Below are 25242 nucleotides of genomic sequence, written 5' to 3'. Positions count from 1 at the left end.
GACCTTCTTCGGTTTTTTGCCTCCGTGTTATGCCGCTCCGGTCCCGCGAGTGGCTCTGAAGAGGGCGTGATTCCCGCAATGAGCCCTCGGTTGCGGCATTTTCCGCAAGGCGGGAATGCAAAAAGCCATTTCCAATGGTGGAAATGGCTTATGAGATGGTTTGCAGTTGTTTCCGTGGCTGCGGGGCTTACGGGTCTTGCTGGTTTTCGGGGCGTGCTTTTGGCGCGACAAGGTCCTCAGTACTCCGAACTTCCACGCCTCAGGCTACAAGAAGTCCGGCTCCTTTCCGTACCTGCTCCAACCCCTCGTCTTCTTGGTCCTCCGGTTCTCCGGTTCTCCGGTTCTTCGGCTTCCGGCTTCCGGCTTCCGGCTCTTGCTACCTGTCCCTCGATTCTTCAGTTCTCCGGTCCTCCGGCTTCTCGGCCTTTTGCCCTTGGTTCCCGGTTCCCCGTTCTCTTGGACCCCTTGGCTCCGGCTCCTTGGCTCCGGCTCCCTAGGACCCTCTTGGCTCTCTTTGCTCCCCCGTTTAGCTCCGCACCGGCACCCGGCCGCAGACTATTTGCGGGCCTCCTTGGCTTCGATGCACTCCGTGGCGTGGGGCACCTTCATCAGACGCTCCTTCGGAATGAGCTTGCCGGTGGTCTTGCAGATGCCGTAGGTCTTGTTCTCGATGCGGACGAGCGCCATCTCGAGGTTGCGGATGAACTTCATCTGATGGGCTGCCAGACGGCCGCTCTCCTCCTTCGAAAGGGTCGTGGCGCCCTCTTCGAGCACCTTGAAGGTCGGCGACGTATCCTCCGTATCGTTGTCGGCCGTATGGGTGATGGTCGCACGCAGAAGCTCATAGTCGGCGCGCGCATTCTCCAGCTTTTTCAGGATGAGCTGCTTGAACTCTTCGAGTTCGGCGTCGCTGTATCTTGTTCTTTCGTCTGCCATGGTTGTTGCTTTTGGTTTTATGTAAAAGTAAAGAATTATTTTCAGAAAACCAAATTTTCCGGTCAATAATGAACCCTTCGTTCCGCCCTGTTTACAGCAGCGGGAGCCGCTCGCTGCGGCCCCCGCTGTACTGTGCAGTTCCGTATGCGGACCGGACGCCCCGGGGGCGCGGCCGCAGCAGCACCCTATCGGATGCGGGTTACGGCGATGCGGAGCGGCTCCTCGTCGATATCGGTTGCGACAACCACCTCGCCCTGAGGCTCGGCCGAGCTCTTCACCTCGACGGCCAGCGTCTGCGAGCCGATGTAGTCGGCGTAGCGGGCCACGGCATCGGCCACGAGCTCCTTCTGCTCGATTTCGACGCGGATTTTGTCCGTCACTTCGAATCCCGAATCCTTGCGGATGTTCTGGATGCGGTTAATCAACTCGCGTGCCACACCTTCGGCGCGCAGCTCGTCCGTAAGGGTGATGTCGAGCGCCACGGTCAGCTTGCCCTCCGATGCCACAAGCCATCCGGGCATGTCCTCCGAGGTGATTTCGAAGTCGGCGGGTGTTACGACAATCTGCTGCCCGTCGATTTCGAGCACGCTCTCGGGGGCCGACTCGATTTCGGCGATGCGCTCCTGCGAGAACTGGGCCGTGAGGGCGGCAATCTGCTTCATGTATTTGCCGTACTTCGGGCCGAGCGTCTTGAAGTTGGGCTTGATGCGCTTGGTGATGATGCCCGTCGTCTGCTCGATGAGCTCCAGCTCCTTGACGTTCACCTCGTTCAGAATCAGGTTGCGCACGGCGTCGATGTGGCGCGCCATGGCGGGGTCGAGCACCGGAATGAGAATCTTGGTCAGCGGCTGGCGCACCTTGATGGAGACCTTGCGGCGCAGGGCCAGCACCATCGACGAGACGCGCTGTGCCAGCGACATCATCTCCTCGAGCGACGAGTCGATGAGCCGCTCGTCGGCCTTCGGATAGGTCGACAGGTGAACCGACGACTCCGTATGGCGTCCGCTCACGGCGTTCAGGTCGCGGAAGATGCGGTCCATCATGAAGGGTGCGAAGGGCGCCGCGAGCTTCGAGACGGTCTCCAGGCAGGTGTAGAGCGTCTGGTAGGCGGCCAGCTTGTCCTCGGTCATTCCGCCGCCCCAGAAACGCTTGCGGTTCAGACGCACGTACCAGTTCGAGAGGTTCTCGCCCACGAACTCCTGGATGGCGCGGGCGGCCGGCGTCGGGTCGTAGTTCTCGAGCGACTCGGTCACGTTCTTGACCAGCGTGTTGAGCAGCGAGATAATCCAGCGGTCGATTTCCGGACGGCGCTCGACGGGCACCTCCTCCTCGCGGCCGGTGAAGCCGTCGACGTTGGCGTAGAGGGCGAAGAAGGAGTAGGTGTTGTAGAGCGTGCCGAAGAACTTGCGGCGCACCTCGTCCACGCCGTCGCGGTCGAACTTGAGGTTGTCCCACGGCTGCGAGTTCGAAATCATGTACCACCGCGTGGCGTCGGGGCCGTAGGTAGAGAGGATGTCGAAGGGGTCGACGGCATTGCCCAGACGTTTCGACATCTTGTTGCCGTTCTTGTCGAGCACCAGACCGTTCGAGATGATGTTGCGGAAGGCCACCGAGTCGAAGAGCATCGTGGCGATGGCGTGCAGCGTGAAGAACCAGCCGCGCGTCTGGTCGACACCCTCGGCGATGAAGTCGGCCGGGTAGACCGTGCGGAAGTAGTCGCCTCCGTGTTCGAAGGGGTAGTGCAGCTGGGCATAGGGCATGGCACCCGAGTCGAACCATACGTCGATGAGGTCCGGTTCGCGGCGCATCGGCTCGCCCTTCGACGAGACGAGCACAATTGAATCGACGTAGGGACGGTGCAGGTCGATGTTTTGGGTCGAGTAGTTCTCGGCCGACATGTCGCCCACCTTGAAGTGGGGGAAGGGGTTCTCCTTCATCACGCCGGCGGCAATCGAACGCTCGATTTCCTGCATGAGCTCCTCAATCGAACCGATGCACTTCATCTCGGAGCGGTCCTCGGTGGCCCAGATGGGTAGTGGCGTGCCCCAGAAGCGCGAACGCGAGAGGTTCCAGTCGTTGAGGTTCTCGAGCCACTTGCCGAAACGGCCCGTGCCGGTCGACTCGGGCTTCCAGCGGATGGTGCGGTTGAGCTCAATCATGCGCTCCTTGGCGGCCGTCGAGCGGATGAACCACGAGTCGAGCGGGTAGTAGAGCACCGGCTTGTCCGTGCGCCAGCAGTGGGGATAGTTGTGGACATGCTTCTCGATTTTGAAGGCCTTGCCCGCCGTCTTGAGCCGCATGCAGATGTAGATGTCCAGCGACTCGGCCGCCTGGGCAGCCTTCTCGTCGTATCGGCCGTCGACGGTGAACTGCGGGTCGTAGGCGTTCTTGACCCAGCGGCCCTCGTACTCGCGGTAGGCCTCCACGTCGACGCACTCGCGGACGAACTGCTCGTCCAGCTCGTCGAGCAGGAAGAACTTGCCCGTGAGGTCGACCATCGGGCGGGTCTCACCCTTGCGCGTGAGCATGAAGAGCGACGGAATGCCTGCTGCGCGGGCCACGTTGGCGTCGTCGGCACCGAACGTCGGGGCGATGTGGACGATACCCGTACCGTCTTCGGTGGTTACGTAGTCACCCGGAATCACGCGGAAGGCCTTGGCCGAGGCGTCGTGCCAGGTGCCCTGCTCGTCCACCTCGATGGGCTTCACCCACGGGAGCAGCTGCTCGTACTCCATGCCGACCAGCTCCGGACCCTTGTACTCGCCCACCACCTCGAAGGGGACGAGCTTGTCGCCCGGCTTGTAGGCGTCGAGCGCCAGCCCTTCGGCCTTGCGGTTGAAGTGGGCGTAGAGCAGCGCCTTGGCCAGCACGACGGTCTGCTTCTCACCGGTATAGGGGTTGTAGGTGCGCACGGCCACGTAGTCGATTTTCGGACCCACGCAGAGGGCCGTGTTCGAGGGCAGCGTCCAGGGTGTGGTGGTCCATGCCAGGAAGTAGGGCGTGCCCCAGCCCGTCATCTCGGGTTTGGGGTTGCGGATGCGGAACTGCGCCACGACGGTGGTATCCTTCACGTCGCGGTAGCAGCCCGGCTGGTTCAGCTCGTGGGTCGAGAGGCCCGTTCCGGCGGCCGGCGAGTAGGGCTGGATGGTGTAGCCCTTGTAGAGCAGCCCCTTCTCGTAGAGCTGCTTCAGAAGCCACCACAGCGACTCGATGTACTTGTTGTCGTAGGTGATGTAAGGGTCGTCCATGTTGACCCAGTAGCCCATCTGGCGGGTGAGCTTCTCCCACACGCCCTTGAACTCCATCACCGCCTCGCGGCAGGTGCGGTTGTACTCCTCGATGGAAATCTTCTTGCCGATGTCCTCTTTGGTGATGCCGAGCTTCTTCTCGACGCCCAGCTCGACGGGGAGTCCGTGGGTGTCCCAGCCCGCCTTGCGGTGGACCAGATAGCCCTGCTGGGTTTTATAGCGGCAGAATACGTCCTTGATGGTACGGGCCATGACGTGGTGGATGCCGGGCATGCCGTTGGCCGAGGGGGGACCCTCGTAGAAGACGAAGGTCGGATGTCCCTCACGCGTGGAGATGCTTTTGTGGAAGGTGTCGTCGGAGTCCCACTCCGCGAGCACGTCGGCGGCCAGACCCGCCAGGTCGAGGCCTTTATACTCCTTGAATTTCATATGGCGTGTTTATGATTGTCGTTGAAACACGCAAAGATAGGAAAAAGAATCGGAAAACGGGGCCTCCGGGGCTCGAAATCGTACTTCGCGGGGCCGAAACGTCGCCTTCGGGGGCATCCCGTGCATGATTGGGGTGTCGGACGGCAGGTGCGGAGCGGGCAGGTGCATGCGCCGCTGTTTCTGTCTCTGGCTTTGTTTCCGCCTCTGTTCCCGCCTCTGTTCTTCCTCTGTTTCCGTCCCTGCTCTTCCTGCCCCTCGGATTATTTGCCCTGGGTGCGGATGACGCGGGCGGGGTTGCCCACGGCCACCGAATCGTCGGGAATGTCGCGCGTGACCACGGCGCCGGCGCCGATGATGACCCGGTTGCCGATGCGGACGCCCGGGCAGACAATCACCCCGCCGCCCAGCCAGCAGTCGTCGCCGATTTCAATCGGACGTCCGGCCTCCAGCCCCGCCGCGCGCTGCTGTACATCGAAGGGGTGGTGCGCCGTGAGCAGCTGCACCTTGGGGCCGATGAGCGTGCGGCACCCGATGCGGACGGAGGCCAGGTCGAGGATGACGCAGTCGAAGTTGAGAAACGTCCCACGGCCCAGCGAGATGTTGTAGCCGTAGTCGCAGTAGAAGGGGGCGCGGATGAAGCCCTCGGAGCCTGGTGCGAGCAGCTCGCGCAGCGTGGTGCGGTAGGCCTCGTCGTCGGCCGTCAGTTCGACGTTGAGGCGGCGCAGCAGGCGCTCCGTGCGCCGGCGTTCGACGGTGAGCTCCTCGTCGGGCGACGAGAACCACTCGCCGGCAAGCATCTTCTCCTTTTCGGTCATGGTCTTCCGCGGGTGTTTGGGTCAGTCGAACGACTGCATCTCGATGAGCTTGGCATAGATGCCGTTGCGGGCCATCAGCTCGGCGTGGGTCCCCTCCTCGGCGATGCGGCCGTGTTCGACGACGATAATCTTGTCGGCGTTGTGGATGGTGCTCAGCCGGTGGGCGATGACCACCGACGTACGGCCTACGAGCAGGTTGTTCAGCGCATCCTGCACCAGCTTCTCGCTCTCGGTGTCGAGGGCCGAGGTGGCCTCGTCGAGAATCAGAATCTCGGGGTTCTTCAGCACGGCGCGGGCAATCGAGAGGCGCTGGCGCTGTCCGCCCGAGAGTTTCGAGCCGCGGTCACCGATGTTGGTGGCATAGCCTTCGGGCGCCTCGCGGATGAAGCTGTCGGCGTTGGCCACCTTGGCCGCCGCGACAATCTCCTCGTGCGTGGCGCCGGGGCGGCCCATGGCGATGTTGTTCTCGATGGTGTCGTTGAAGAGAATCGTATCCTGCGCTACGACGCTCATGTGGGCGCGCAGACTCTCCTGGTCGTAGTCGCGCAGCGAGATGCCGTCGATGAGAATCTCGCCCGCCGTGGGGTCGTAGAAGCGGGGGATAAGTTCGCTGAGCGTCGATTTGCCGCCGCCCGAGGGGCCCACGAGGGCTACGGTCTGGCCGCGGCGAATCTCGAACGATACGCCGTCGATAACCTCGCGGCTGCCGTCGTAGGAGAAGTGCACGTTGCGGAACTCGATTTTGTCGCGCAGCCCCTTCATCTGGATGGCGTCGGGCTTGTCCTCGACCTCGCTGCGGGCGTCGAGCAGCGTGAAGATGCGCTCGCCGGCGGCGATACCCTGGTTGATGGTGGCGAACTGGTCGATGAAGGTGCGGACCGGCCGCGTAATCTGCGAGAACATGGCCAGGAAGGCGACGAAGCCTCCCGCATCGAGCGAGCCGCGCACCACGAGCATGCCGCCGAAGATGAGGATGACGCCGGCGGCCGAGATGCCCAGGAATTCGCTCATGGGCGATGCCAGCTGCTGGCGGCGCACCATCGAGAGCAGCAGCCGCGAGAAATCGGCGTTGATGGCGTGGAACTTCTCCTTGATGTATTCGGTGGCGTTGTAGCTCTTGATGACCTTGATGCCCGAGAGCGACTCGTCGAGCGTGCTCACCATGTCGCCCATGCGCTTCTGGCTGGTCTTGGCCGGGTGGCGCAGCTTCTTGACAATCCGCCCGATGAGCAGCGCCACGACGGGCAGGAAGAGAATCGAGAAGAGAGCCAGCTCCCACGAGATGAGAATCATCGCCACCAGATAGCCGATGATGAGCAGCGGCTCGCGGAAGGCCACCTGCAGCGTGTTGGTGATGCAGAACTGCACGACCGAGACGTCGTTGGTGATTTTCGAGATGACGTCGCCCTTGCGCTGGTCGCTGAAGAAGCCCACGTGCATGTTCATCACGTTGTCGAATACCTCGTTGCGGATACGCTGCAGCGTGCGGGTGCGCATGTTTTCGATGGTCCACGAGCTCAGATAGCGGAACGTGTTGCTCAGCAGGCTGGTGACTATCACCGTGAGGGCCAGCAGCACGAGGATGCGGAAGACGCTGAAGTCGGTGCCGAAGAGCTTCGTGTAGAGGTAGCCGATGAGCTGGGCGAAGGTCTCCTGGTTGATGCCCAGATGGTGGGGCAGTTCGTAGACGGGCTGGAATTCGTATTCGGGGTCGAACAGCGTCGTGAGAATCGGGATAATCAGGACGAAGTTGATGGTGTTGAACAGGGCGTAGAATGCGGCATAGAAGAAGTAGGGGATGGCATATTTCTCGATGGGCTTGGCGAAGCCCAGCAGCCGCAGGTAGGTCTTGAACATCGGGCGATGGGATTATGTTTTTCTAAACGTCTACAAAGATAGGAAGAATAATGTGATTTTCGGAATTCCGGCACATGTTTCCCGATTTTATTCTACTTTTATGGAGTAAAAAAACGAAAAAAACATGCAACACTTTCATGAAATTTCGCCCCTGGACATCACCGACAACTTCATCCGCGCCATCGGACAGGAGTGGATGCTCATCACGGCGGGTGATGCCTCGCGGTGCAACACGATGACCGCCAGCTGGGGCTTCGTGGGTCAGATATGGGGCCATCCGGCCGCCATGGTCGTCATCCGTCCGACGCGCTACACGCGTCAGTTCGTCGAGGCGAACGAGCGGCTGACGCTCTCGTTCTTCGACGAGCGCTACCGCGATGCGCTGCGTTACTGCGGCAGCCATTCGGGGCGCGAGGGGGACAAGTTCGCCGCTTCGGGACTCACCGTCGTGCGGACCGATGCCGGAACGCCGGCCGTGGGCGAGGCGCGTCTGGTGCTGGAGTGCCGCAAGATGTATGTCGGGCGGTTCGAGGCCGAGGGCTTCCTGCAGAAGGAGCTGCTCGAGCGCATGTATCCCGACCACGACCTGCACTACTGCTACATCGTCCAGATTGAGCACGTCTTCGTGCGCGACGGGGAGTAACCCTCAGGTCCGGCGGGGCAATGAAAACCGGAGAGCCCGGGAGGTGAGTCGTAACGGCTCCTCCCGGGCTCTCCGATTCTTGTGCAGCAGGGCCTGGCCTGCTCCTCTGCCTCTTCCTTCTTCTCCGGGGACTCCGCCTTCTCCGTTCCGCCGGGTCTCTTCATTTCCGGAAAATTTCCCCGCTTTACCCGGCAGCCTCCTCCCTCCGGACTTGGGTTGCCCGGCCGTTCGTTGCAAGGTCCCTTCCGGAGCAGGGACCTCTCTTCGAAACTGCACGGTGGATGCAGAACTCCGCCCGACGAGGGCGGCCGTCAGGCGCCGGGCGTGTAGCCCGTATCCTCGAGCAGACGGAGCCGGTCGTTGGCCGCCGCGACGGCCAGCTGGTCGCAGCGGTTGTTCTCGACCGTCTCGGCATGCCCCTTCACCCAGACGAAGCGGACATGGTGGCGGCGGTAGATGCGCAGGAAGCGCATCCAGAGGTCGGGGTTCTTCTTGCCGGCGAAGCCCTTGCGCTCCCAGCCGAAGACCCACCCTTTGGTCACGGCGTCGACCACGTATTTCGAGTCGGAGTAGAGCGTCACGTCGGAGCCCTCGAAGCGGAGCGTCTCGAGCGCCACGCAGACCGCCATGAGCTCCATGCGGTTGTTCGTCGTCAGACGGTAGCCCTGCGAGAGCTCCTTGCGGAAGCGGCCGGCGAGCATCACCACGCCGTAGCCTCCCGGCCCCGGGTTGCCCAGCGCCGAACCGTCGGTATAGATTGTGATTTCCAAAGTCGTGCGGTTGTCTTTTGCTGTTTCGTCGTCTGTCTGTCCAGACAGTCTGTTCTTCGGCCCCGTCTGCCCGTCCGTTGTCTGTCCGGTTGTCTGTCGGACCTTCAGTCCTTCTGTCTTTCAGCCCTTCTGTTTGTCCGTCCGGTTGAGCCCTGTCGCCCCCCCCATGCGGCCAGCCTTTCGCTGTCCCGGGCAAACCAATGCTCCCCGTCCCTTCGGGGGCGAGGAGCATCCGGTTCTGCGGGCCCGCAGGCGGCATCGGCTGTCGCCCGTTGGTGGGGACCCTATTTCGTCAGTGCGGCGAGCTGTTCGCGCAGCGCGACGATTTTCGCCTCGGCGTCGGCCTGCTTGGCCCGCTCGTTGGCCACCACCTTCTCGGGGGCCGACTGCACGAAGCGCTCGTTCGAGAGCTTCTTCATCACCGAGGCGAGGAAGCCTTCGTAGTATTCGAGGTCATGCTGCAGCTTCGCACGCTCGGCCTCCACGTCGATGCGCCCCTCCATCGGGACGAAGTAGCGCGTCGTCTTGACGATGAATGCCGCGGCCGTGTCGTCCTTCTCGGTGACGCACTTTACCTCGCTCAGGTTGAGCATCTTGACCAGCACCGGAGCATACTCTGCGGGGTAGTTCTCGTCGGCCATCACCTCGAGTCGCAGCGCCTCCTTCTGGGGAATGTTCCGCTGCTTGCGGATGTTGCGGACGGCCGTGATGACCTCCTGCACCAGCTCGAAGCGCGCCAGCAACTGCTCGTCCGCCGCCTCGCCGGCTGCGGGCTGCTGTGCCAGCATGATAGTCTCATCCTCGCGGCGCGGTGCGAGGTGCTGCCAGAGCTCCTCGGTGACGAAGGGCATGAAGGGGTGGAGCAGGCGGAGCAGTTCGTCGAAGAACTCCTTCGTGCGGGCGAGCGTCTCGGCGTCGATGGGACACTGGTAGGCGGGCTTCACCAGCTCGAGGTACCAGCCGCTGAAGTCGTCCCAGAAGAGCTTGTAGAGCCGCTTGAAGGCCTCCGAGATGCGGTAGCTGCGGAAGTCGGCCTCCAGCTCGGTGATGTTGCGGCGCATGATGTTGCGGAACCACTCGACGGCAGCGGCGTTCACCTCGTTCTGTGCGAGCTTCTCGTCGACCTGCCAGCCGTTGACCAGCCGGTATGCGTTCCAGATTTTGTTGCCGAAGTTGCGGCCCTGCTCGCAGAGCGCCTCGTCGAACATCACGTCGTTGCCGGCCGACGAGGACATGAGCATCGCCACACGCATGCCGTCGGCGCCGTACTGCGCGATGAGGTCCAGCGGGTCGGGCGAGTTGCCGAGCTGCTTGGACATCTTGCGGCCGATTTTGTCGCGCACGATGCCCGTGAAGTAGACGTTGCCGAAGGGCTTCTCGTGGCGGTATTCATACCCCGCCATAATCATGCGGGCCACCCAGAAGAAGATGATGTCGGGGCCCGTCACCAGGTCGTTGGTGGGGTAGTAGTATTCGATTTCGGGGTTGTGCGGGTGCAGGATGCCGTCGAAGACCGAGATGGGCCAGAGCCACGACGAGAACCACGTGTCGAGCACGTCGTCGTCCTGGCGCAGGTCGCTGGCCTGGAGCGTGGCGTCGCCCGTCTTGGCGCGGGCCTTTTCGAGGGCCTCCTCGGCCGTCTCGGCCACCACGTAGCCTCCCTTCGGAAGGTAGTAGGCCGGGATGCGCTGACCCCACCACAGCTGGCGCGAGATGCACCAGTCCTTGATGTTCTCCATCCAGTGGCGGTAGGTGTTCTTGTACTTTTCGGGGACGAAGCGGATGGCATCCTCCATGACGGCCTTCGTCGCCGGCTCCGCGAGCTCCTGCATCGAGAGGAACCACTGCATCGAGAGCTTGGGCTCGATGGCCACGCCCGTGCGCTCCGAGTAGCCGACGTTGTTCGTATAGTCCTCGGTCTTCTCGAGCAGCCCGGCCGCGTCGAGGTCCTTCTCAATCTGGCGGCGCACGTCGAAGCGGTCCTGGCCCACGTACATGCCCACCTTGTCGTTCACCGTGCCGTCGTCGTTGAAGATGTCAATCGTCTCGAGGTTGTACTTCTCGCCCAGCATGTAGTCGTTCACGTCGTGGGCAGGGGTGACCTTCAGCGCGCCGGTTCCGAAGTCGATGTCGACATACTCGTCGCGGATGACCGGAATAGAGCGGCCGACCAGCGGCACGATGACGCGTGCGTCGGCCGGCAGCGAGGCGTAGCGCGGGTCGTTGGGGTTGACGCAGAGCGCAGTATCGCCCAGAATGGTCTCGGGACGCGTCGTGGCCACGACGATGTACTGCTCCGTGCCCTCAATCTTGTAGCGCAGGTAGTATAGCTTGCCGTGCGACTCCTTGAAGACCACCTCCTCGTCCGAGAGGGCCGTCTTGGCTGCGGGGTCCCAGTTGACCATCCGCACGCCGCGGTAGATTTTGCCCTTTTCGTAGAGGTCGCAGAAGACGTGGATGACGCTGCGCGTGCGCACCTCGTCCATCGTGAAGCAGGTGCGCTCCCAGTCGCACGAGGCGCCCAGCTTGCGCAGCTGGCGGAGAATCATGCCGCCGTACTTCTCCTTCCACTCCCAGGCGTAGCGGAGGAACTCCTCGCGCGTGAGCTGCGACTTTTCAATCCCCTTTTCGTGGAGCATCGCCACCACCTTGGCCTCGGTGGCAATCGAGGCGTGGTCCATGCCCGGCACCCAGCAGGCGTTGCGGCCCGTCATGCGGGCGCGGCGGATGAGCACGTCCTGCAGCGTGTTGTTGAGCATGTGGCCCATGTGGAGCATGCCCGTGACGTTGGGGGGCGGGATGACGATGGTATAGGGTTGCCGCTTGTCGGGTTCCGAGTGGAAGAAGCGGTGCTGAATCCAGAAGTCGTACCATTTGGCCTCGATATCCTGAGGCGCGTATTTGTCTGCGAGCTGCATGATTCGGTTTTTTACGTGATTTGGACTGCAAAGTTATTAACAATCTGCCAAAGATAAAATAAAATTTCTGAAAAATCGTTACCTTTGCAACCATATATATTTTGTAGGAGAACCATGAACGAAAAAGATAAGAAGATTGAAGCCGTCGAAATCGACGACGTGAACGTTTTGCCCGAGGTACTCGACGGCAAGCATCGGGTCATTCCCATCGTGACGGGTGGCGACGAACCGGTGGAGGATACCGAAATCCCCGACGTGATTCCGATTCTCACGCTGCGTTCGTCGGTGCTCTTCCCGGGGGCCATCACCCCCATTACGGTCGGGCGCGACAAGAGCATTTCGCTGGTGCGCGCGGTCAATGCCGAGAACGGCATCCTGGGCGCCGTGCTCCAGCGCGAGAGCGAGGTGGAAGACCCCTCGCCCGACGACATGTACAAGGTGGGCACCGCTGCGCGCATCATCAAGATTCTGGAGATGCCCAACGGCAACCTGACGGTGATTCTCAACGGACTTGAGAAGATTGAAATCGGCGAGTATGTCTCGACGGAGCCCTACTTCAAGGCGCGCGTGACGGCGCTGCGCGACACGATGCCCGACGTGCGGAGCATCGAGTTCGAGGCGCTGGTCGACTCGATTCGCGACGTGGCGCTGGGCATCATCAACATTTCGCCCAACATGCCCAAGGAGGCGGCCTTCGCCATCAAGAACATCGACTCGAAGCGGGGCATCATCAACTTCATCTGCACCAATCTGGAGCTTTCGGACGAGGACCGTCAGTCGCTGCTCGAGGCTCCGGGTCTGCTGGCGCGTGCCCGCAAGCTGCTCGAGATTCTGATTCGCGAACAGCAGCTGGCCGAGCTCAAGAACGAAATCCAGGAGCGCGTCAAGCAGGAAATCGACAAGCAGCAGCGCGACTACTACCTCCAGCAGCAGATGCGCACCATCCAGGACGAACTGGGCGACGGCGCCGATGCCGACATCGAGCGCATGCGCGAGGAGGCCAAGAAGAAGAACTGGCCCAAGGAGGTGGGCGAAACCTTCGAGAAGGAGCTGCAGAAGGTCGAGCGGCTGAACCCCGCCGTGGCGGAGTACTCGGTCCAGATGACCTACCTCCAGCTGCTTCTGGAGCTGCCGTGGAACGACGTGACGAAGGACAACCTCGACCTGAAGTGCGCCCGCGAACAGCTCGACCACGACCACTTCGGACTCGAGGAGGTCAAGGAGCGCATCCTCGAGCATCTGGCCGTCATCAAGCTCAAGGGCGACCTCAAGTCGCCGATTCTCTGCCTCTACGGCCCTCCGGGAGTGGGCAAGACCTCGCTGGGCAAGTCGGTGGCGGCGGCGCTGGGACGCAAGTTCGGGCGCATCTCGCTGGGCGGCCTGCACGACGAGTCGGAGATTCGCGGACACCGCCGCACCTACATCGGTGCCATGCCGGGCCGCATCATCCAGACCATCAAGCGGTGCGGTTCGTCGAATCCGGTCATCATTCTCGACGAGGTTGACAAGGTGACGGTTTCGAACCACGGCGACCCCTCGAGCGCCCTGCTGGAGGTGCTCGACCCCGAGCAGAACACCACCTTCCACGACAACTACATCGACATGGAGTACGACCTGTCGAAGGTACTCTTTATCGCCACGGCCAACAACGTGGGCAACATCGCCCCGGCGCTGCGTGACCGTATGGAGATGATTAACATCCCGGGCTACCTGCTCGAGGAGAAGGTCCGCATTGCGCTGGACCACCTGCTGCCCAAGCAGTGCAAGGCGCACGGCATTCCCGACGGAGAGCTGACGCTGACGCCCGAGGTGGTCGAGCAGCTCATCTCGGGCTACACGCGCGAGGCGGGCGTCCGTTCGCTCGACAAGCATCTGGCCAAGCTGGCCCGTGCCCGTGCCAAGCAGATTGCCTTCGACGAGCCCTATGAGGCGGCCATGTCGGCTGCCGAGGTGGAGCGGATTCTCGGCATGCCCAAGTTCCTCCGTGAAGAGTACGAGGTGGGCGGCATGACGGGCGTCGTGACGGGCCTTGCCTGGACCGAGGTGGGGGGCGACATCCTCTACATCGAGTCGTGCCTGACCCCCGGCAAGGGGCGCATCAGTCTGACGGGCAATCTGGGCGATGTGATGAAGGAGTCGGCCACCATCGCCCACGAGTGGGTAATGGCCCACTACGCCGAGCTGGGCATCGACCCCAAGCTCTTTGAGACGAACGACATCAACATCCACGTCCCCGAGGGGGCCATCCCCAAGGACGGACCATCGGCCGGCATCACGATGGTCACCTCGATTGTCTCGACCTACACGGGCCGCAAGGTGAAGGAGCGGATTGCCATGACGGGCGAAACGACCCTGCGCGGCCGCGTGATGCCCGTGGGCGGCGTCAAGGAGAAGATTCTGGCTGCCAAGCGCGCCGGCATCACCGACCTGATTCTCTCGGAGGAGAACCGCAAGGACATCGCCGAAATCAAGCCCGAGTACATCGAGGGGCTGACGTTCCACTACGTGCGGACGAACGACGACGTGCTGCGTCTGGCGCTCGAGCCGGCCGACCCGGCTGCGGCTCCGGTCGCGCAGGCGGCCCCGTCCGCCAAGGAAGCGGAGCGATAGCCGCCGCGGTTCCGGAAGGCTGAGTGCAATCCGGGAGCATGAGCACATGTTGCGGGACCGGCCGGAGGAGAGGCGCCGACGCGACGCTCCTTCTCGCCGACAGGTTCCGATGAGTTAACCCAATAGAGAACGATGAAGTTTCTTGCAATCATTCCGGCGCGCTATGCGTCGACGCGCTTTCCCGGCAAGCCGCTGGCGGTGCTGGGGGGCAAGCCCGTCATCCGGCGGGTCTACGAACAGGTGACCGATGCGATGGACGACGCCGTGGTGGCAACCGACGACGAGCGGATTTTCGAAGCCGTGCGTGCGTTCGGCGGGCGGGTCGAGATGACCTCGCCGAACCACCGGAGCGGCACGGACCGCTGCCGCGAGGCCTTTGACCGTATCTGCGCGCGCGAAGGAGCCTCCTACGACGTGGTGGTCAACGTGCAGGGCGACGAGCCCTTCATCCAGCGCTCGCAGCTTGAGGCCGTCAAGCGCTGCTTCGACCGCCCGGGTACCGACATCGCCACGCTGGTGAAGCCCTTCACCGAGGCGGACGGCCTTGCGGCGCTCGAGAATCCCAATTCGCCCAAGGTGGTGCTCGACCGCGAGTCGAACGCCCTCTACTTTTCGCGTTCGGTGATTCCCTACCTGCGGGGCGTTCCGCGCGAGGAGTGGCTCTCGAAGCACACCTTCTACAAGCACATCGGGCTCTACGCCTTCCGGGCCGAGGTGTTGCGCGCCGTGACGGCGCTGCCGCAGTCGGTGCTCGAACTGGCCGAATCGCTCGAGCAGCTGCGCTGGCTCGAAAACGGATATAAAATCGGTGTGGGCATCAGCGACGTGGAGACCATCGGCATCGACACGCCCGAAGATTTGGCGCGCGCCGAGGAGTTCCTGGCCCGGATTGACCGGAGGTAGCGGTCGCTGTCGTTCCCCGGCGGCTTGATTCCGGAGTGTCAATTTCGGAATGGGGTTTCCGGACGGGATTTGTTCCGCGGCATGGTCCCGATTTGTAGCAAATTGGAGGCGTCTCTTCTCCATAAGGGAGTGGAGACGCCTTTTTTTGTGCCCGGACCGGACGGGATTGTACGGAATTGGACCGAACCGAACCGAACCGGACCGAACTGGGCTGGGCTGGGCGGATGCCGTCTTGTGGCCTTATCGGCAGGGCCGTCGGAACGGTCCTTTTGCTGCACTCTTCGCCGTGCCTTCGCCGTGCCTTCGCCGTGCCTCCGCCGTGCTCCCGCCGTGCCCCCGCCGTGCTCCCGCCGTGCTCCCGCCGTGCCTCCGCCCGGCGCGCCTCGACTGCTGCGGTGCCTCCTGCTTCGCAGGCGGGTCGGATGCGGCGCGGCAGCACGCTGCGGGTAAAATTACATGCGGAGCGGGGTGAATAAATTTGCCGGATTCGGCTTTTTGCGTTATATTTGTTCCTATGGAAACCAAATTCATCGCTGGTCCCTGCGTGATTGAATCGGCCGAACTGCTCGACGCGGTAGCCGAACGCCTCGTTGCCATCAACCGGGCGCTGGGGACCGACATCATCTTCAAGGCCTCATTTGACAAGGCCAACCGCACCTCCCTTTCGTCGTTTCGCGGCCCCGGCCTGGAGAAGGGGCTGCAGATGCTCGCCGACGTGCGTGCGAAGTGGGGCCTGCGCCTGCTGACCGACATCCACGAGGCGTGGCAGGCGGCTCCCGTGGGCGAGGTGGTCGACGTGATTCAGATTCCGGCCTTCCTCTGCCGCCAGACCGACCTGCTGGTCGCCGCCGCGCGCACGGGCCGGATTGTCAACATCAAGAAGGCGCAGTTCCTCTCGGGTGCCGACATGCGCTACCCCTACGAGAAGGCTTTCGAGTCGGGCGCCCGCGAAATCTGGCTCACGGAGCGGGGCAACATCTACGGCTACAACAACCTGGTGGTCGACTTCCGCAATATCGCCGACATGCTGCACATTGCCCGCACGGTGGTTATGGACTGCACGCACTCGGTACAGCGTCCCGGAGCGGCGGGCGGCAAGACGGGCGGAAACCGCGAGTTCGTCCCCGCCATGGCGCTGGCGGCCAAGGCCTTCGGTGCCAACGGCTACTTCTTCGAGGTGCATCCAGACCCCGACCGGGCCAAGAGCGACGGCCCCAACATGCTGCCGCTCGGCGAACTGGAGAACGTAATCAAATCTTTGCTGTAAACATGACGGACAACAACAAGTCCCAGATTCTGGAGGTGGCCCGCCGGGCCCTGCATACCGAAATGCTGGCACTCGGCCACCTCGAACAGTCGCTGGGCGACAGCTTCGTGCAGGCCGTGGAGGCGATTCTCGCCAGCCGGGGCAAATGCATCGTGACGGGTATGGGCAAATCGGGCCTCGTGGGGCGCAAAATCGCCGCCACGCTCGCCTCGACCGGTACGCCGAGCTTCTTCCTCCACCCCGGAGAGGCCTTCCACGGCGATTTGGGCATGATTTCGAAGGAGGACATCATTCTGGCGCTCTCCTATTCGGGCGAGACGGACGAAATCCTCAAGATTGTCCCCTTCATCCACACCAACGGCAATACGCTCATCTCGATGACGGGCAACGCCGAATCGACGCTGGCCAAGAATTCGGACATTCACCTCGATGTGCGGGTCGAGGAGGAGGCCTGCATCCTCCACCTGGCCCCCACCACCTCGACCACGGCCCAGATAGCCATGGGCGACGCGCTGGCCGTCTCGCTGATGAAGCTGCGCGGCTTCACGAGCATCGACTTCGCGCGGCTGCATCCGGGCGGAAGCCTTGGCCGTCGCCTGCTGATGACCGTCGGCAACGTGATGCGTTCGCACGACCTGCCCATCGTGGGGCCCGACTGCTCGGCCACCGAGATGATTCACACCATCAGCAAGGGCGGTTTGGGACTCATCATCATCTGCGAGGGCGACCGCGTTGAGGGCATCGTGACCGACGGCGACGTACGCCGCACGATGGAGCGCCGCCGGGCCGACTTCTTCAACATCCGCGCGGCGGACATCGCCACGCCCAACCCCAAGAGCATCTGCGCCGATGCGAAGCTCATCGAGGCCGAGAAGATGATGACGCGCAACAAGATTACCTCGCTGCTGGTCAACGACGAGGCCGGCAAGCTGGTGGGTGTCATCCAGATTTACGACATCAAGCTCTGACGGCGGCCGAACGCGCCGCAACGCCTTGCAGGCGACCTTCGGATTGTGCATCCGAAGGCCGCCTGCATTGCGGAGAGCCCGGACGGGGCCGACCCATCGACCTTTTCAGCACGCTTCCGGCCGCTCCTTGAGTCGGCTCCGCCAAACCCCGAAAACCGTAACCGCAACACCATGAAAAGAGTCATTTCCCTTTTGCTTCCGCTGGCGGCGGCACTGCTCCTTGCCGCCTGCTCTTCGGATACCTCGCTCAGCTCGCCCGACGGGCGCTATGAACTTCGCTTTGCGCTCGATGCCCGCGGGGGCATGAGCTACACGCTGCTTGCCGACGGTGAGGAGCTGTTGCTTCCCTCGGCCCTCGGCTTCGAGAGCCGCGAGGCGGTGCTCGATTCGGGCTTCCGCATCCGCGGCGTCGAGCGCCGCACTATCGACGAGCAGTGGAGCCAGCCCTGGGGCGAGAACAAGCAGATGCGCAACCACTGCAACGAGATGGCCGTCCACCTGTCGAACGACGCCGGCACGCGGCTTACGATGCGCTTCCGCCTCTTCGACGACGGCGTCGGCTTCCGCTACGAATACGAAGTCCCCGACGCCGATTCGCTCACCATCACCGACGAGCGGACCGAGTTCCGCTTTGCCGCCGACGGCGACTCGTGGACCATCCCGGCCAACTTCGAGACCTACGAACTGCTCTACCGCCATCTGCCGCTCAGCGAACTGACCGATGCCAACACTCCGGCCACCTTCCACGTGGGGCGGCACTACGGCAGCATCCACGAGGCGGCGCTCTACGACTTCCCCGAGATGACGCTGCTGCGCACCTCGCCGCTCTGCTTCAAGTCGGAGCTGGCGCCTCTTCCCGACGGCACGAAGGCCCGCACGGCGGGCAGCTTCACGACGGCGTGGCGTACGGTGCAGCTGGCCGACGAGGCGGTGGGGCTGATTAATTCGGGGCTGATTCTCAACCTGAACGAACCCTGCAAAATCGAGGACACGAGCTGGATTCGTCCGATGAAGTACGTCGGCGTCTGGTGGGGCATGCACCTCGGGGTCGAGAGCTGGACGATGGACGAACGCCACGGCGCCACGACCGAGAATGCCAAGCGCTACATCGACTTCGCCGCGGCGAACAACATCCAGGGGGTGCTGTTCGAGGGGTGGAACGAAGGCTGGGAGAGCTGGGGCGGCCGCCAGTCGTTCGACTTCACGCGGCCCTATGCCGACTTCGACATGGATGAGGTGGCGCGCTATGCCGCCGAGCGGGGCATCGAAATCATCGGCCACCACGAGACGGGCGGCAACATCCCCAACTACGAGCGGCAGCTCGAACAGGCGATGGCCTGGTATACGGACCACGGGGTGCACAACCTCAAGACGGGCTACGCCGGCGGTTTCCCCGACGGCTACTTCCACCACAGCCAGTACGGCGTGCGCCACTACCAGCAGGTGGTTGAGACGGCGGCGCGCTACCGCATGACGGTCAACGCCCACGAGCCCATCAAGGATTGCGGCATCCGCCGTACGTGGCCCAACATGATGTCGCGCGAGGGGGCCCGCGGCATGGAGTGGAACGCCTGGAGCGACGGCAATCCCCCTTCGCATACGGTGATGCTTCCCTTCACGCGCCTGCTGGGTGGCCCGATGGACTACACGCCCGGCACGTTCGACATCCTCTTCGAAAATACGCGCAACTCGCCCCGCCGCCGCAAGTGGAACGACCTGGACCAGGGGACGAGCCGCGTCAATACGACCCTCGCCAAGCAGATTGCCAACTGGGTGATTCTCTATTCGCCCGTGCAGATGGCCTCCGACATGATTGAGCACTACGAGGGGCACCCCGCCTTCCAGTTCTTCCGCGATTTTGACGCCGACTGCGACTGGTCGCGTGCTCTGGCCGGCGAACCGGGCGAGTTCGTGGCGGTGGTGCGCCGTGCGGGCGACCGCTACTTCCTCGGTGCTGCGACCAACGAGCAGGCGCGGACGCTGACCCTTCCGCTCGATTTCCTCGAGGCGGGTCGCCGCTACCGCGCCACCATCTACGCCGACGGTGCCGATGCCGACTGGCAGAGCAACCCCACGTCGTACACTATCTCGGAGCGTGAGGTGACGGCAGCCGATTCGCTCGAGGTGCGCATGGCGCCGGGCGGCGGTCAGGCCGTAACCCTTATCCCGATGTAGTCGGGAGATTTGCCTTTGCGTCGTATCGGCCGGCTGCGATGACCCGGCTGCGATGTCCAGTTGCGATACCTTCCGGGTGGCTGAATGAAGAGGTCCCCGCTGCTGCATCTTTGCGCAGCAGCGGGGACCTCTCAATATATACGAGCGAGGGGACGGGCTAATCCTCCTCGTCGAGTGTGAAGAGCTCCTCGACCCGCTTTCGGAACTGGCGGGCGAGCTTGAGGGCCAGCAGCGTCGAGGGGATGAACTTCCCGCTCTCGATGGCATTCACCGTCTGGCGGCTTACGCCCACTGCATCGGCCAGCTGTTGTTGGGTCATGCGCACCTCGGCGCGTGCCACACGGATGCTATTCTTCATGTCGGCCCTCCTGTCTGAACCTCCACAGCAGCAGCTGCTCGATGATGAGAAAGAGTACGGGCAGCAGGCAGAGGTTGAAAATCATGAAGTAGAGAAATTCGAAGTCGTAGAGCACGAGGGCGGTTATCAGCGTGAGGCCGAAGGTTGCGTAGAGCGCCCCCAGCAGCGCGTTGAGGCGGATGCGGGCGATGCACTCGTCCTCGATGCGCTCGCGCGAACATGTGATGAAGAGCACTCCGAGCAGAATGCCGAACAGTACGATGTTGTTGCACAGATGGTCGAGCAACTCTCCCCGCGCAACCGCTTCGGGCAGCAGGTACGAAGGGACGCCGTTGAATCCGTCGATTGCCATCAGCAGCCCGAAGAGGGCCGTCGGGATGAAAAGCACCCATCCGATTCTCTTGAACCAATGGGGCAGCAGCAGTGTTTTGTCCATGGTTGTCCTTTTTTGTCGGTGTCGGCAGACCGGCGGAGGTGCGCACTGCTCCCGTCTGCTGCTGCAAATGTAAAGTATATTTTACATTTTAGCAAGTATACGCGACAAAAAATGCTTGTCGGATGGAAAATGCCTCTTTCGCGGAGCAATACTCCGCAATGGGAGGCGGGGCGGAGGCTGCAGCCGTTAGAGTCGGGCAATCAGTTCGTCGACCTGCTGCTCCCCGGTGGCCCAGCTGGTGACGAAGCGGACGACGGACTCCTCCTTGCCGCGGGCACCCCACAGCTCGAAGGTCGCGTATTGGCTCAGACGGTCGATTTCGCTGTTGGGCAGCACGAAGAAGAGCTGGTTGGTCGGCGAGTCGATGTAGGGGCGATACCCCTTCCGGAGCAGCGCCTCCCTGAGGCGTCGGGCCGTCGTGATGGCCTGCCGCGCGATACGCAGATAGAGTCCGTCGGTGAAGAGCGTCTCGAACTGGAGGCCCAGCAGCCGCCCCTTGGCCAGCAGGGCGCCGTGCTGCTTGACGAGGGTGAAGAAGTGGGGCAGCAGTCCCGGGTGGGCTACGACCGCCTCGCCGAAGAGCAGGCCGGTCTTCGTGCCGCCGATGTAGAAGACGTCGCACAGCCGGGCGATGTCGTGCAGCGAGAGCGTGTTCTCCTCCGCAGCCAGGGCGTAGGAGAGTCGGGCGCCGTCCATGTAGAGCGGAATCGCGTGCCGGCGGCAGACCTCGTGCAGCGCCTCCAGCTCCGTGAGGGTGTAGAGCGTGCCGAGTTCCGTGGGGTGCGAGATGTAGAGCATCCCGGGGGCCACCATGTGCTCGCAGGTCTCGTCGCGGTAGAAGTCGTCGATGTAGTGCTCCACCTCCTCGACCCGCACCTTGCCCTCGTGTTCGGGCAGCGTGAGCACCTTGTGGCCCGCCGCCTCGATGGCACCCGCCTCGTGGACGTTGATGTGACCCGTCGTAGCGGCCAGCACCCCTTCGTGACGGCGCAGCAGGCCGTCGATGACCGTGGCGTTGGTCTGCGTGCCGCCCACCAGCAGGTAGACCTCGGCATCGGGAGCGCCGCATGCCCGGCGGATGAGTTCGCGGGCGTGGGCCGTGTGGGGGTCGAGCCCGTATCCCGGGCTCTGTTCCAGGTTGGTCTCGACCAGACGGCGCATCACCTCGGGATGGGCCCCCTCCATGTAGTCGCAATCGAAATGGAGCATCGTGCAGCGTTTTTTAATTGGATGGAATCAGCTTCGTACGTAGTGGGGCATCTTGTCGGGCAGTTCGAGCGAGAACTCGACCAGTCCGCCGATGACCCCCTTGCGGCGCCACGCGGTCTGGTAAATCAGCTTGTGTACGCCGCGCTTCTCGATGGTGTAGACGTTGCGGCCCCCCTCGGCAATGAGGCGGGCGATGATGGCGCGCGAGCGTTCGTTGTGGCAGGGGAGCATCGACCGTCCACGCACGTCGCCGTTGACGGCTATCGAGCGTTCGTTCTGGTAGAGCACGACCCCTTCGGTGTCGCAGAGCGTGACGGCGCAGTCCAGCTCGTCGCTCCACGACGGGGCGTTGAATTCGGGTTCCATGACGTTATGGGTTGTTGGTTCCTATTTACTTTGCACTCCGGCGCCGAGGTCGGTTTCGAGGCCGGTTTCGGTGCCGGTTTCTGTTCCTGTTCAGGTGCCGGTTTTGGTGACGGGTCCGGACCGGAGCCGCGCGCAGCCTCACCGCAGCCTCTTTGCAACCTTCCCGCTGCTTCGCCTCATCCGGCTGGCGTGCCGTGGGGACTACTGCTGAATCTTGACCAGCTGTTCGCGGTAGGCGTTCAGAATCCGCGACTTGGAGATGAAGCCCAGGTAGTGGCCCTGCTTGTCCACCACGGGCAGCATCCACGTGTGCTTGTCCTCGAACTTCTGGAGCACGCTCTGGATGGCCTCATGCTCCATGATGCGGTCGGGCGGGTCAATCATGTAGTGCGAGATGAGCGTGCCGTACTTCTCGCGCTTGAACATGTCCTCGCGCAGGTCGTCCAGCTGGACGATGCCCTGTAGCCGGCCGAAGTTGTCGATGACGGGGAAGATGTTGCGCCGCGCCGTCGAGATGATGTGGACGATGTCGCCCAGCGTGTAGTTCTCCTTGATGCGGTAGAAGTCGGTCTCCATCAACTCGTCGAGCTTCAGGAAGACGAAGACCGACTGGTCCTTGTCGTGGGTGAGCAGCTCGCCGCGCTGGCGCAGCTGCTTGGTGTAGATGGAGTCGGGGTCGAGGTAGTAATCCACCGCGAAGGAGATGCAGGCCGTAATCATCAGCGGGATGAAGAGCCCGTAGCCGTTCGACAGCTCGGCGATGAGGAAGATGGAGGTGAGCGGCGCCTTCATCACGCCGGCCATCACGCCGGCCATGCCCACGAGCGTGAACGAGACGAGCGAGACCTGCCAGTCGAAGAGCAGGTTGCAGAGCAGTGCGAGCAGCGCCCCCGTGAAGGCGCCGACGAAGAGCGATGGGGCGAAGGTTCCGCCCACGCCGCCTGCGGCGTTGGTCGAGGCCATGGCGATGACCTTGAAGAACATCGTGGCGGCGACGAAGAGCAGCACCACCCAGTCAATGTCGCGGAAACGGTAGAAGAACGAGTTGTCGAAGAGCGCCTGCGCGTTGCCGTGCATGAGCGAGGTGAAGCCCTCGTAGCCTTCGCCGTAGAGGGGCGGGAAGATGAAAATCAGGATGCCGAGCACGGCGCCGCCCAGTATCCAGCGCTTGTACTGCCGGTCGATGCGCTTGAAGATGTTGCCCACGCGGGTGTTCATCGTGGTGAAGTACCACGCCATCAGTCCGCAGCAGACCCCCAGCAGGATGAAGAGCGGAATCTGCCACAGCTCAAAGGCGTCGGCCGGCTGCAGCGTGACGGCCAGAATGGGGTCGAAGCCCCGCAGCATGAAGGCGAAGGTGGTGGCCGTGATGGAGGCAATCAGCAGCGGAATGACCGAGCCGGCGGTGATGTCGAGCATCAGAATCTCGAGCACGAAGACCACGCCCGTGATGGGGGCCTTGAAGATGGCGGCCAGCGCTGCGCCGGCGCCGCAGCAGAGCAGCAGCGTCGTATGCTTGTAGTTGAGGCGGGCGAGGCGTCCGACGTTCGAGCCGATGGCGGCACCCGTCAGCACGATGGGGGCCTCGGGACCCACCGAACCGCCGAATCCGATGGTCGTGGCGCCGCCGACGACCGACGTCCAGCAGTTGTGGGCGGCGATGCGCGAATTGCGGCGCGACATGGCATAGAGTACGCGCGTGACCCCTTCGGAGATGTTGTCGCGGACGATGTACTTGACGAAGAGCGACGCCAGCACGATGCCCACCACCGGGTAGACCAGGAAGAGGAAGTGGGCGCTGTCGACCGGGAACCACTGCGTCAGTCCGTTCTTGATGGCGTAGAGCAGAATCTCGAAGAGGTAGGTGCCCACGCCGGCCAGCGCACCCACGATGACGGCCAGAAGCATCAGCATCTGGCGGTCGTTCAGCCGCTTGGTGAGCTTCAGGAAGAGCAGGTAGATGCGTTCCGGGCGGATTCTCTTCATGACCTTCGGTATTGTGCCATCGGGCGGCCGCTATGCGTGGTCGCTGTAGTGACGGGCCTGAGCCTCGATGAGCTCCTTGTCGTCGAAGTAGTTGATGCGCATGGCGTTGCGCACGTCGTGGAGCGTCTGGGCGGCCACCTTGCGGGCCGATTCCGAACCGGCCCGCAGCATCTCGTATACGTCGCTGATGTGCTCCTCGAAGTAGGCCCGGCGTTCGCGAATCGGTTCGAGCGTCTCGTTGAGTATTGCGATGAGGAACTTCTTGACCTTCACGTCGCCCAGGCCGCCGCGGCGGTAGTGGGCCTTCAGCTCGTCGAGCGACTGGTAGTCGGGCAGGTACTTGGCGAAGTGCTCCGGACAGCAGAAGGCGTCGAGGTAGGTGAAGACGGTGTTGCCCTCGACCTTGCCCGGGTCGTCGATGCGCAGATGGTCGGGGTCGGTATACATGCCCATCACCTTCTTGCGCAGCTCCTCGGCCGAATCCGAGAGGTAGATGCAGTTGCCCAGCGACTTGGACATCTTGGCCTTGCCGTCGGTGCCCGGAAGCCGCATGCAGACGGCATTTTCGGGGAGCAGAATCTCCGGCTCGACGAGCGTCGGACCGTAGACCGCATTGAACTTGTGGACGATTTCGCGCGTCTGCTCAATCATCGGCTCCTGGTCCTGTCCGGCCGGCACGGTGGTGGCGCGGAAGGCCGTGATGTCCGAGGCCTGGCTGATGGGGTAGGTGAAGAAGCCCACGGGAATGCCCTGGCGCTGCGGACCCTCCTCCTCGGCGTTGGCATCCGAGAAGCCGCGGAGCTGGATTTCGGCCTTCACCGTCGGGTTGCGCTGCAGACGGGCCACGGTGACCAGGTTCATGTAGTAGAAGGCCAGCTCGCACAGCTCGGGAATCTGCGACTGGATGAAGATGGTGGTGCGCTCGGGGTCGAGGCCGCACGAGAGGTAGTCGAGCGCCACCTCGATGATGTTCTGGCGCACCTTTTCGGGGTTGTCGGCGTTGTCGGTGAGCGCCTGCGCGTCGGCAATCATGACGAAGACGCGCTCGTATTCGCCCGAATTCTGCAGCTCGACGCGGCGGCGCAGCGAGCCTACGTAGTGTCCCAAGTGAAGTTTTCCGGTGGGGCGGTCCCCCGTGAGTATGATTTTTCCCATATCTGTTGTTTTCCGGCGGGTGTGGTGTTTCGTTCTTCCTTGCTTGAGGGGTTGTTGCGGAGCGTCCTGCCGCGGGTGCGCACACGGCGCACTCCGCACGTTCCCCGTCACCCGCATCCGGGGGCGGCGCTCGCTGCCGCGGGCGGCTCACGGTGAAGCCGTTCGCGTCATTTGTGCGGCGTTTCCTTCGGCA

General features: G+C 63.0%; 18 protein-coding genes. 6 read left to right on the top strand and 12 right to left on the bottom strand.

What is annotated here, in order from left to right; all coding sequences use genetic code 11:
* Positions 1–555 precede the first annotated feature (555 nt).
* The 4 genes from C8267_RS02515 to C8267_RS02500 all read right to left on the bottom strand — a co-directional run bounded on the left by C8267_RS02515 (position 556) and on the right by C8267_RS02500 (position 7285).
* Positions 556–936, bottom strand: a complete 381-nt coding sequence (locus C8267_RS02515; protein ID WP_087360893.1) for a TraR/DksA family transcriptional regulator — start codon at positions 934–936, stop codon at positions 556–558.
* 185 nt (positions 937–1121) lie between these two features.
* Positions 1122–4613: an isoleucine--tRNA ligase gene (ileS, locus tag C8267_RS02510; protein WP_106633514.1), complete on the bottom strand. Its 3492-nt coding sequence runs from the start codon at positions 4611–4613 to the stop codon at positions 1122–1124.
* A gap of 260 nt (positions 4614–4873) precedes the next feature.
* Positions 4874–5428: a sugar O-acetyltransferase gene (locus tag C8267_RS02505; protein ID WP_087360889.1), complete on the bottom strand. Its 555-nt coding sequence runs from the start codon at positions 5426–5428 to the stop codon at positions 4874–4876.
* A gap of 21 nt (positions 5429–5449) precedes the next feature.
* A complete protein-coding gene (locus tag C8267_RS02500; RefSeq protein WP_106633513.1) occupies positions 5450–7285 on the bottom strand; it encodes an ABC transporter ATP-binding protein in 1836 nt (611 codons plus the stop codon).
* A gap of 124 nt (positions 7286–7409) precedes the next feature.
* On the opposite strand from C8267_RS02500, the gene C8267_RS02495 reads away from it, so the two are divergent.
* Entirely contained in the window at positions 7410–7928 is a 519-nt protein-coding gene (locus C8267_RS02495; RefSeq protein ID WP_106633512.1) for a flavin reductase family protein, read from the top strand.
* Between the two features lie 311 nt (positions 7929–8239).
* On the opposite strand, the gene rnhA is transcribed toward C8267_RS02495, so the two are convergent.
* Positions 8240–8698, bottom strand: coding sequence for a ribonuclease HI (rnhA, locus tag C8267_RS02490; RefSeq protein ID WP_087360883.1), 459 nt, complete (start codon positions 8696–8698; stop codon positions 8240–8242).
* Positions 8699–8982: 284 nt separating this feature from the next.
* A complete protein-coding gene (locus C8267_RS02485) occupies positions 8983–11616 on the bottom strand; it encodes a valine--tRNA ligase (protein WP_106633511.1) in 2634 nt (877 codons plus the stop codon).
* Positions 11617–11730: 114 nt separating this feature from the next.
* Here C8267_RS02485 and lon point away from each other — a divergent pair, with 114 nt between their 5' ends.
* The 5 genes from lon (at position 11731) to C8267_RS02460 (ending at position 19539) form a co-directional block, all read left to right on the top strand.
* Positions 11731–14226, top strand: coding sequence for an endopeptidase La (lon, locus tag C8267_RS02480; protein WP_234025660.1), 2496 nt, complete (start codon positions 11731–11733; stop codon positions 14224–14226).
* A 132-nt stretch (positions 14227–14358) separates the two neighbouring features.
* On the top strand, positions 14359–15129 hold the full coding sequence (kdsB, locus tag C8267_RS02475; protein ID WP_106633510.1) for a 3-deoxy-manno-octulosonate cytidylyltransferase: 771 nt from the start codon (positions 14359–14361) through the stop codon (positions 15127–15129).
* A gap of 514 nt (positions 15130–15643) precedes the next feature.
* Positions 15644–16396, top strand: a complete 753-nt coding sequence (gene kdsA, locus C8267_RS02470) for a 3-deoxy-8-phosphooctulonate synthase (RefSeq protein WP_087360877.1) — start codon at positions 15644–15646, stop codon at positions 16394–16396.
* Positions 16397–16398: 2 nt separating this feature from the next.
* A complete protein-coding gene (locus C8267_RS02465; protein WP_087360875.1) occupies positions 16399–17364 on the top strand; it encodes a KpsF/GutQ family sugar-phosphate isomerase in 966 nt (321 codons plus the stop codon).
* A gap of 171 nt (positions 17365–17535) precedes the next feature.
* Complete coding sequence (locus tag C8267_RS02460; RefSeq protein WP_106633509.1) at positions 17536–19539, top strand: glycoside hydrolase family 97 protein; 2004 nt, start codon at positions 17536–17538, stop codon at positions 19537–19539.
* A gap of 157 nt (positions 19540–19696) precedes the next feature.
* Here C8267_RS02460 and C8267_RS02455 read toward each other — a convergent pair whose 3' ends face one another.
* The 6 genes from C8267_RS02455 to trpS all read right to left on the bottom strand — a co-directional run bounded on the left by C8267_RS02455 (position 19697) and on the right by trpS (position 25049).
* Positions 19697–19897: a helix-turn-helix transcriptional regulator gene (locus C8267_RS02455; RefSeq protein WP_087360871.1), complete on the bottom strand. Its 201-nt coding sequence runs from the start codon at positions 19895–19897 to the stop codon at positions 19697–19699.
* Entirely contained in the window at positions 19887–20333 is a 447-nt protein-coding gene (locus tag C8267_RS02450) for a hypothetical protein (protein ID WP_087360869.1), read from the bottom strand. The genes C8267_RS02455 and C8267_RS02450 overlap by 11 nt, the downstream gene beginning before the upstream one ends.
* Before the next feature lie 186 nt (positions 20334–20519).
* Positions 20520–21542, bottom strand: coding sequence for a threonine aldolase family protein (locus C8267_RS02445; RefSeq protein WP_106633508.1), 1023 nt, complete (start codon positions 21540–21542; stop codon positions 20520–20522).
* 27 nt (positions 21543–21569) lie between these two features.
* Complete coding sequence (locus C8267_RS02440; RefSeq protein WP_087360865.1) at positions 21570–21908, bottom strand: PAS sensor protein; 339 nt, start codon at positions 21906–21908, stop codon at positions 21570–21572.
* A 201-nt stretch (positions 21909–22109) separates the two neighbouring features.
* Positions 22110–23894 (bottom strand): chloride channel protein, encoded by a 1785-nt coding sequence (locus C8267_RS02435; protein WP_087360862.1) that lies wholly within the window; start codon positions 23892–23894, stop codon positions 22110–22112.
* 30 nt (positions 23895–23924) lie between these two features.
* Positions 23925–25049, bottom strand: a complete 1125-nt coding sequence (gene trpS, locus C8267_RS02430; RefSeq protein WP_106633507.1) for a tryptophan--tRNA ligase — start codon at positions 25047–25049, stop codon at positions 23925–23927.
* Positions 25050–25242 lie beyond the last annotated feature (193 nt).

The organism is Alistipes sp. Marseille-P5061 (assembly GCF_900290115.1).
Taxonomy (GTDB): Bacteria; Bacteroidota; Bacteroidia; order Bacteroidales; family Rikenellaceae; genus Alistipes; species Alistipes excrementigallinarum.
The sequence above is the reverse complement of the archived record's forward strand: the minus strand, read 5'-3'. Positions and strand labels throughout refer to the sequence as shown.

Bases quoted from the DNA above. Each gene is read 5' to 3' on its own strand.
- C8267_RS02435 (WP_087360862.1), bottom strand. From the start codon at position 23,894: ATGAAGAGAATCCGCCCGGAACGCATCTACCTGCTCTTCCTGAAGCTC.
- C8267_RS02500 (WP_106633513.1), bottom strand. From the start codon at position 7,285: ATGTTCAAGACCTACCTGCGGCTGCTGGGCTTCGCCAAGCCCATCGAG.
- C8267_RS02445 (WP_106633508.1), bottom strand. From the start codon at position 21,542: ATGCTCCATTTCGATTGCGACTACATGGAGGGGGCCCATCCCGAGGTG.
- C8267_RS02485 (WP_106633511.1), bottom strand. From the start codon at position 11,616: ATGCAGCTCGCAGACAAATACGCGCCTCAGGATATCGAGGCCAAATGG.
- lon (WP_234025660.1), top strand. From the start codon at position 11,731: ATGAACGAAAAAGATAAGAAGATTGAAGCCGTCGAAATCGACGACGTG.
- C8267_RS02465 (WP_087360875.1), top strand. From the start codon at position 16,399: ATGACGGACAACAACAAGTCCCAGATTCTGGAGGTGGCCCGCCGGGCC.
- C8267_RS02460 (WP_106633509.1), top strand. From the start codon at position 17,536: ATGAAAAGAGTCATTTCCCTTTTGCTTCCGCTGGCGGCGGCACTGCTC.
- C8267_RS02440 (WP_087360865.1), bottom strand. From the start codon at position 21,908: ATGGAACCCGAATTCAACGCCCCGTCGTGGAGCGACGAGCTGGACTGC.
- ileS (WP_106633514.1), bottom strand. From the start codon at position 4,613: ATGAAATTCAAGGAGTATAAAGGCCTCGACCTGGCGGGTCTGGCCGCC.
- trpS (WP_106633507.1), bottom strand. From the start codon at position 25,049: ATGGGAAAAATCATACTCACGGGGGACCGCCCCACCGGAAAACTTCAC.
- C8267_RS02505 (WP_087360889.1), bottom strand. From the start codon at position 5,428: ATGACCGAAAAGGAGAAGATGCTTGCCGGCGAGTGGTTCTCGTCGCCC.
- C8267_RS02495 (WP_106633512.1), top strand. From the start codon at position 7,410: ATGCAACACTTTCATGAAATTTCGCCCCTGGACATCACCGACAACTTC.
- C8267_RS02515 (WP_087360893.1), bottom strand. From the start codon at position 936: ATGGCAGACGAAAGAACAAGATACAGCGACGCCGAACTCGAAGAGTTC.
- kdsB (WP_106633510.1), top strand. From the start codon at position 14,359: ATGAAGTTTCTTGCAATCATTCCGGCGCGCTATGCGTCGACGCGCTTT.
- C8267_RS02455 (WP_087360871.1), bottom strand. From the start codon at position 19,897: ATGAAGAATAGCATCCGTGTGGCACGCGCCGAGGTGCGCATGACCCAA.
- C8267_RS02450 (WP_087360869.1), bottom strand. From the start codon at position 20,333: ATGGACAAAACACTGCTGCTGCCCCATTGGTTCAAGAGAATCGGATGG.
- kdsA (WP_087360877.1), top strand. From the start codon at position 15,644: ATGGAAACCAAATTCATCGCTGGTCCCTGCGTGATTGAATCGGCCGAA.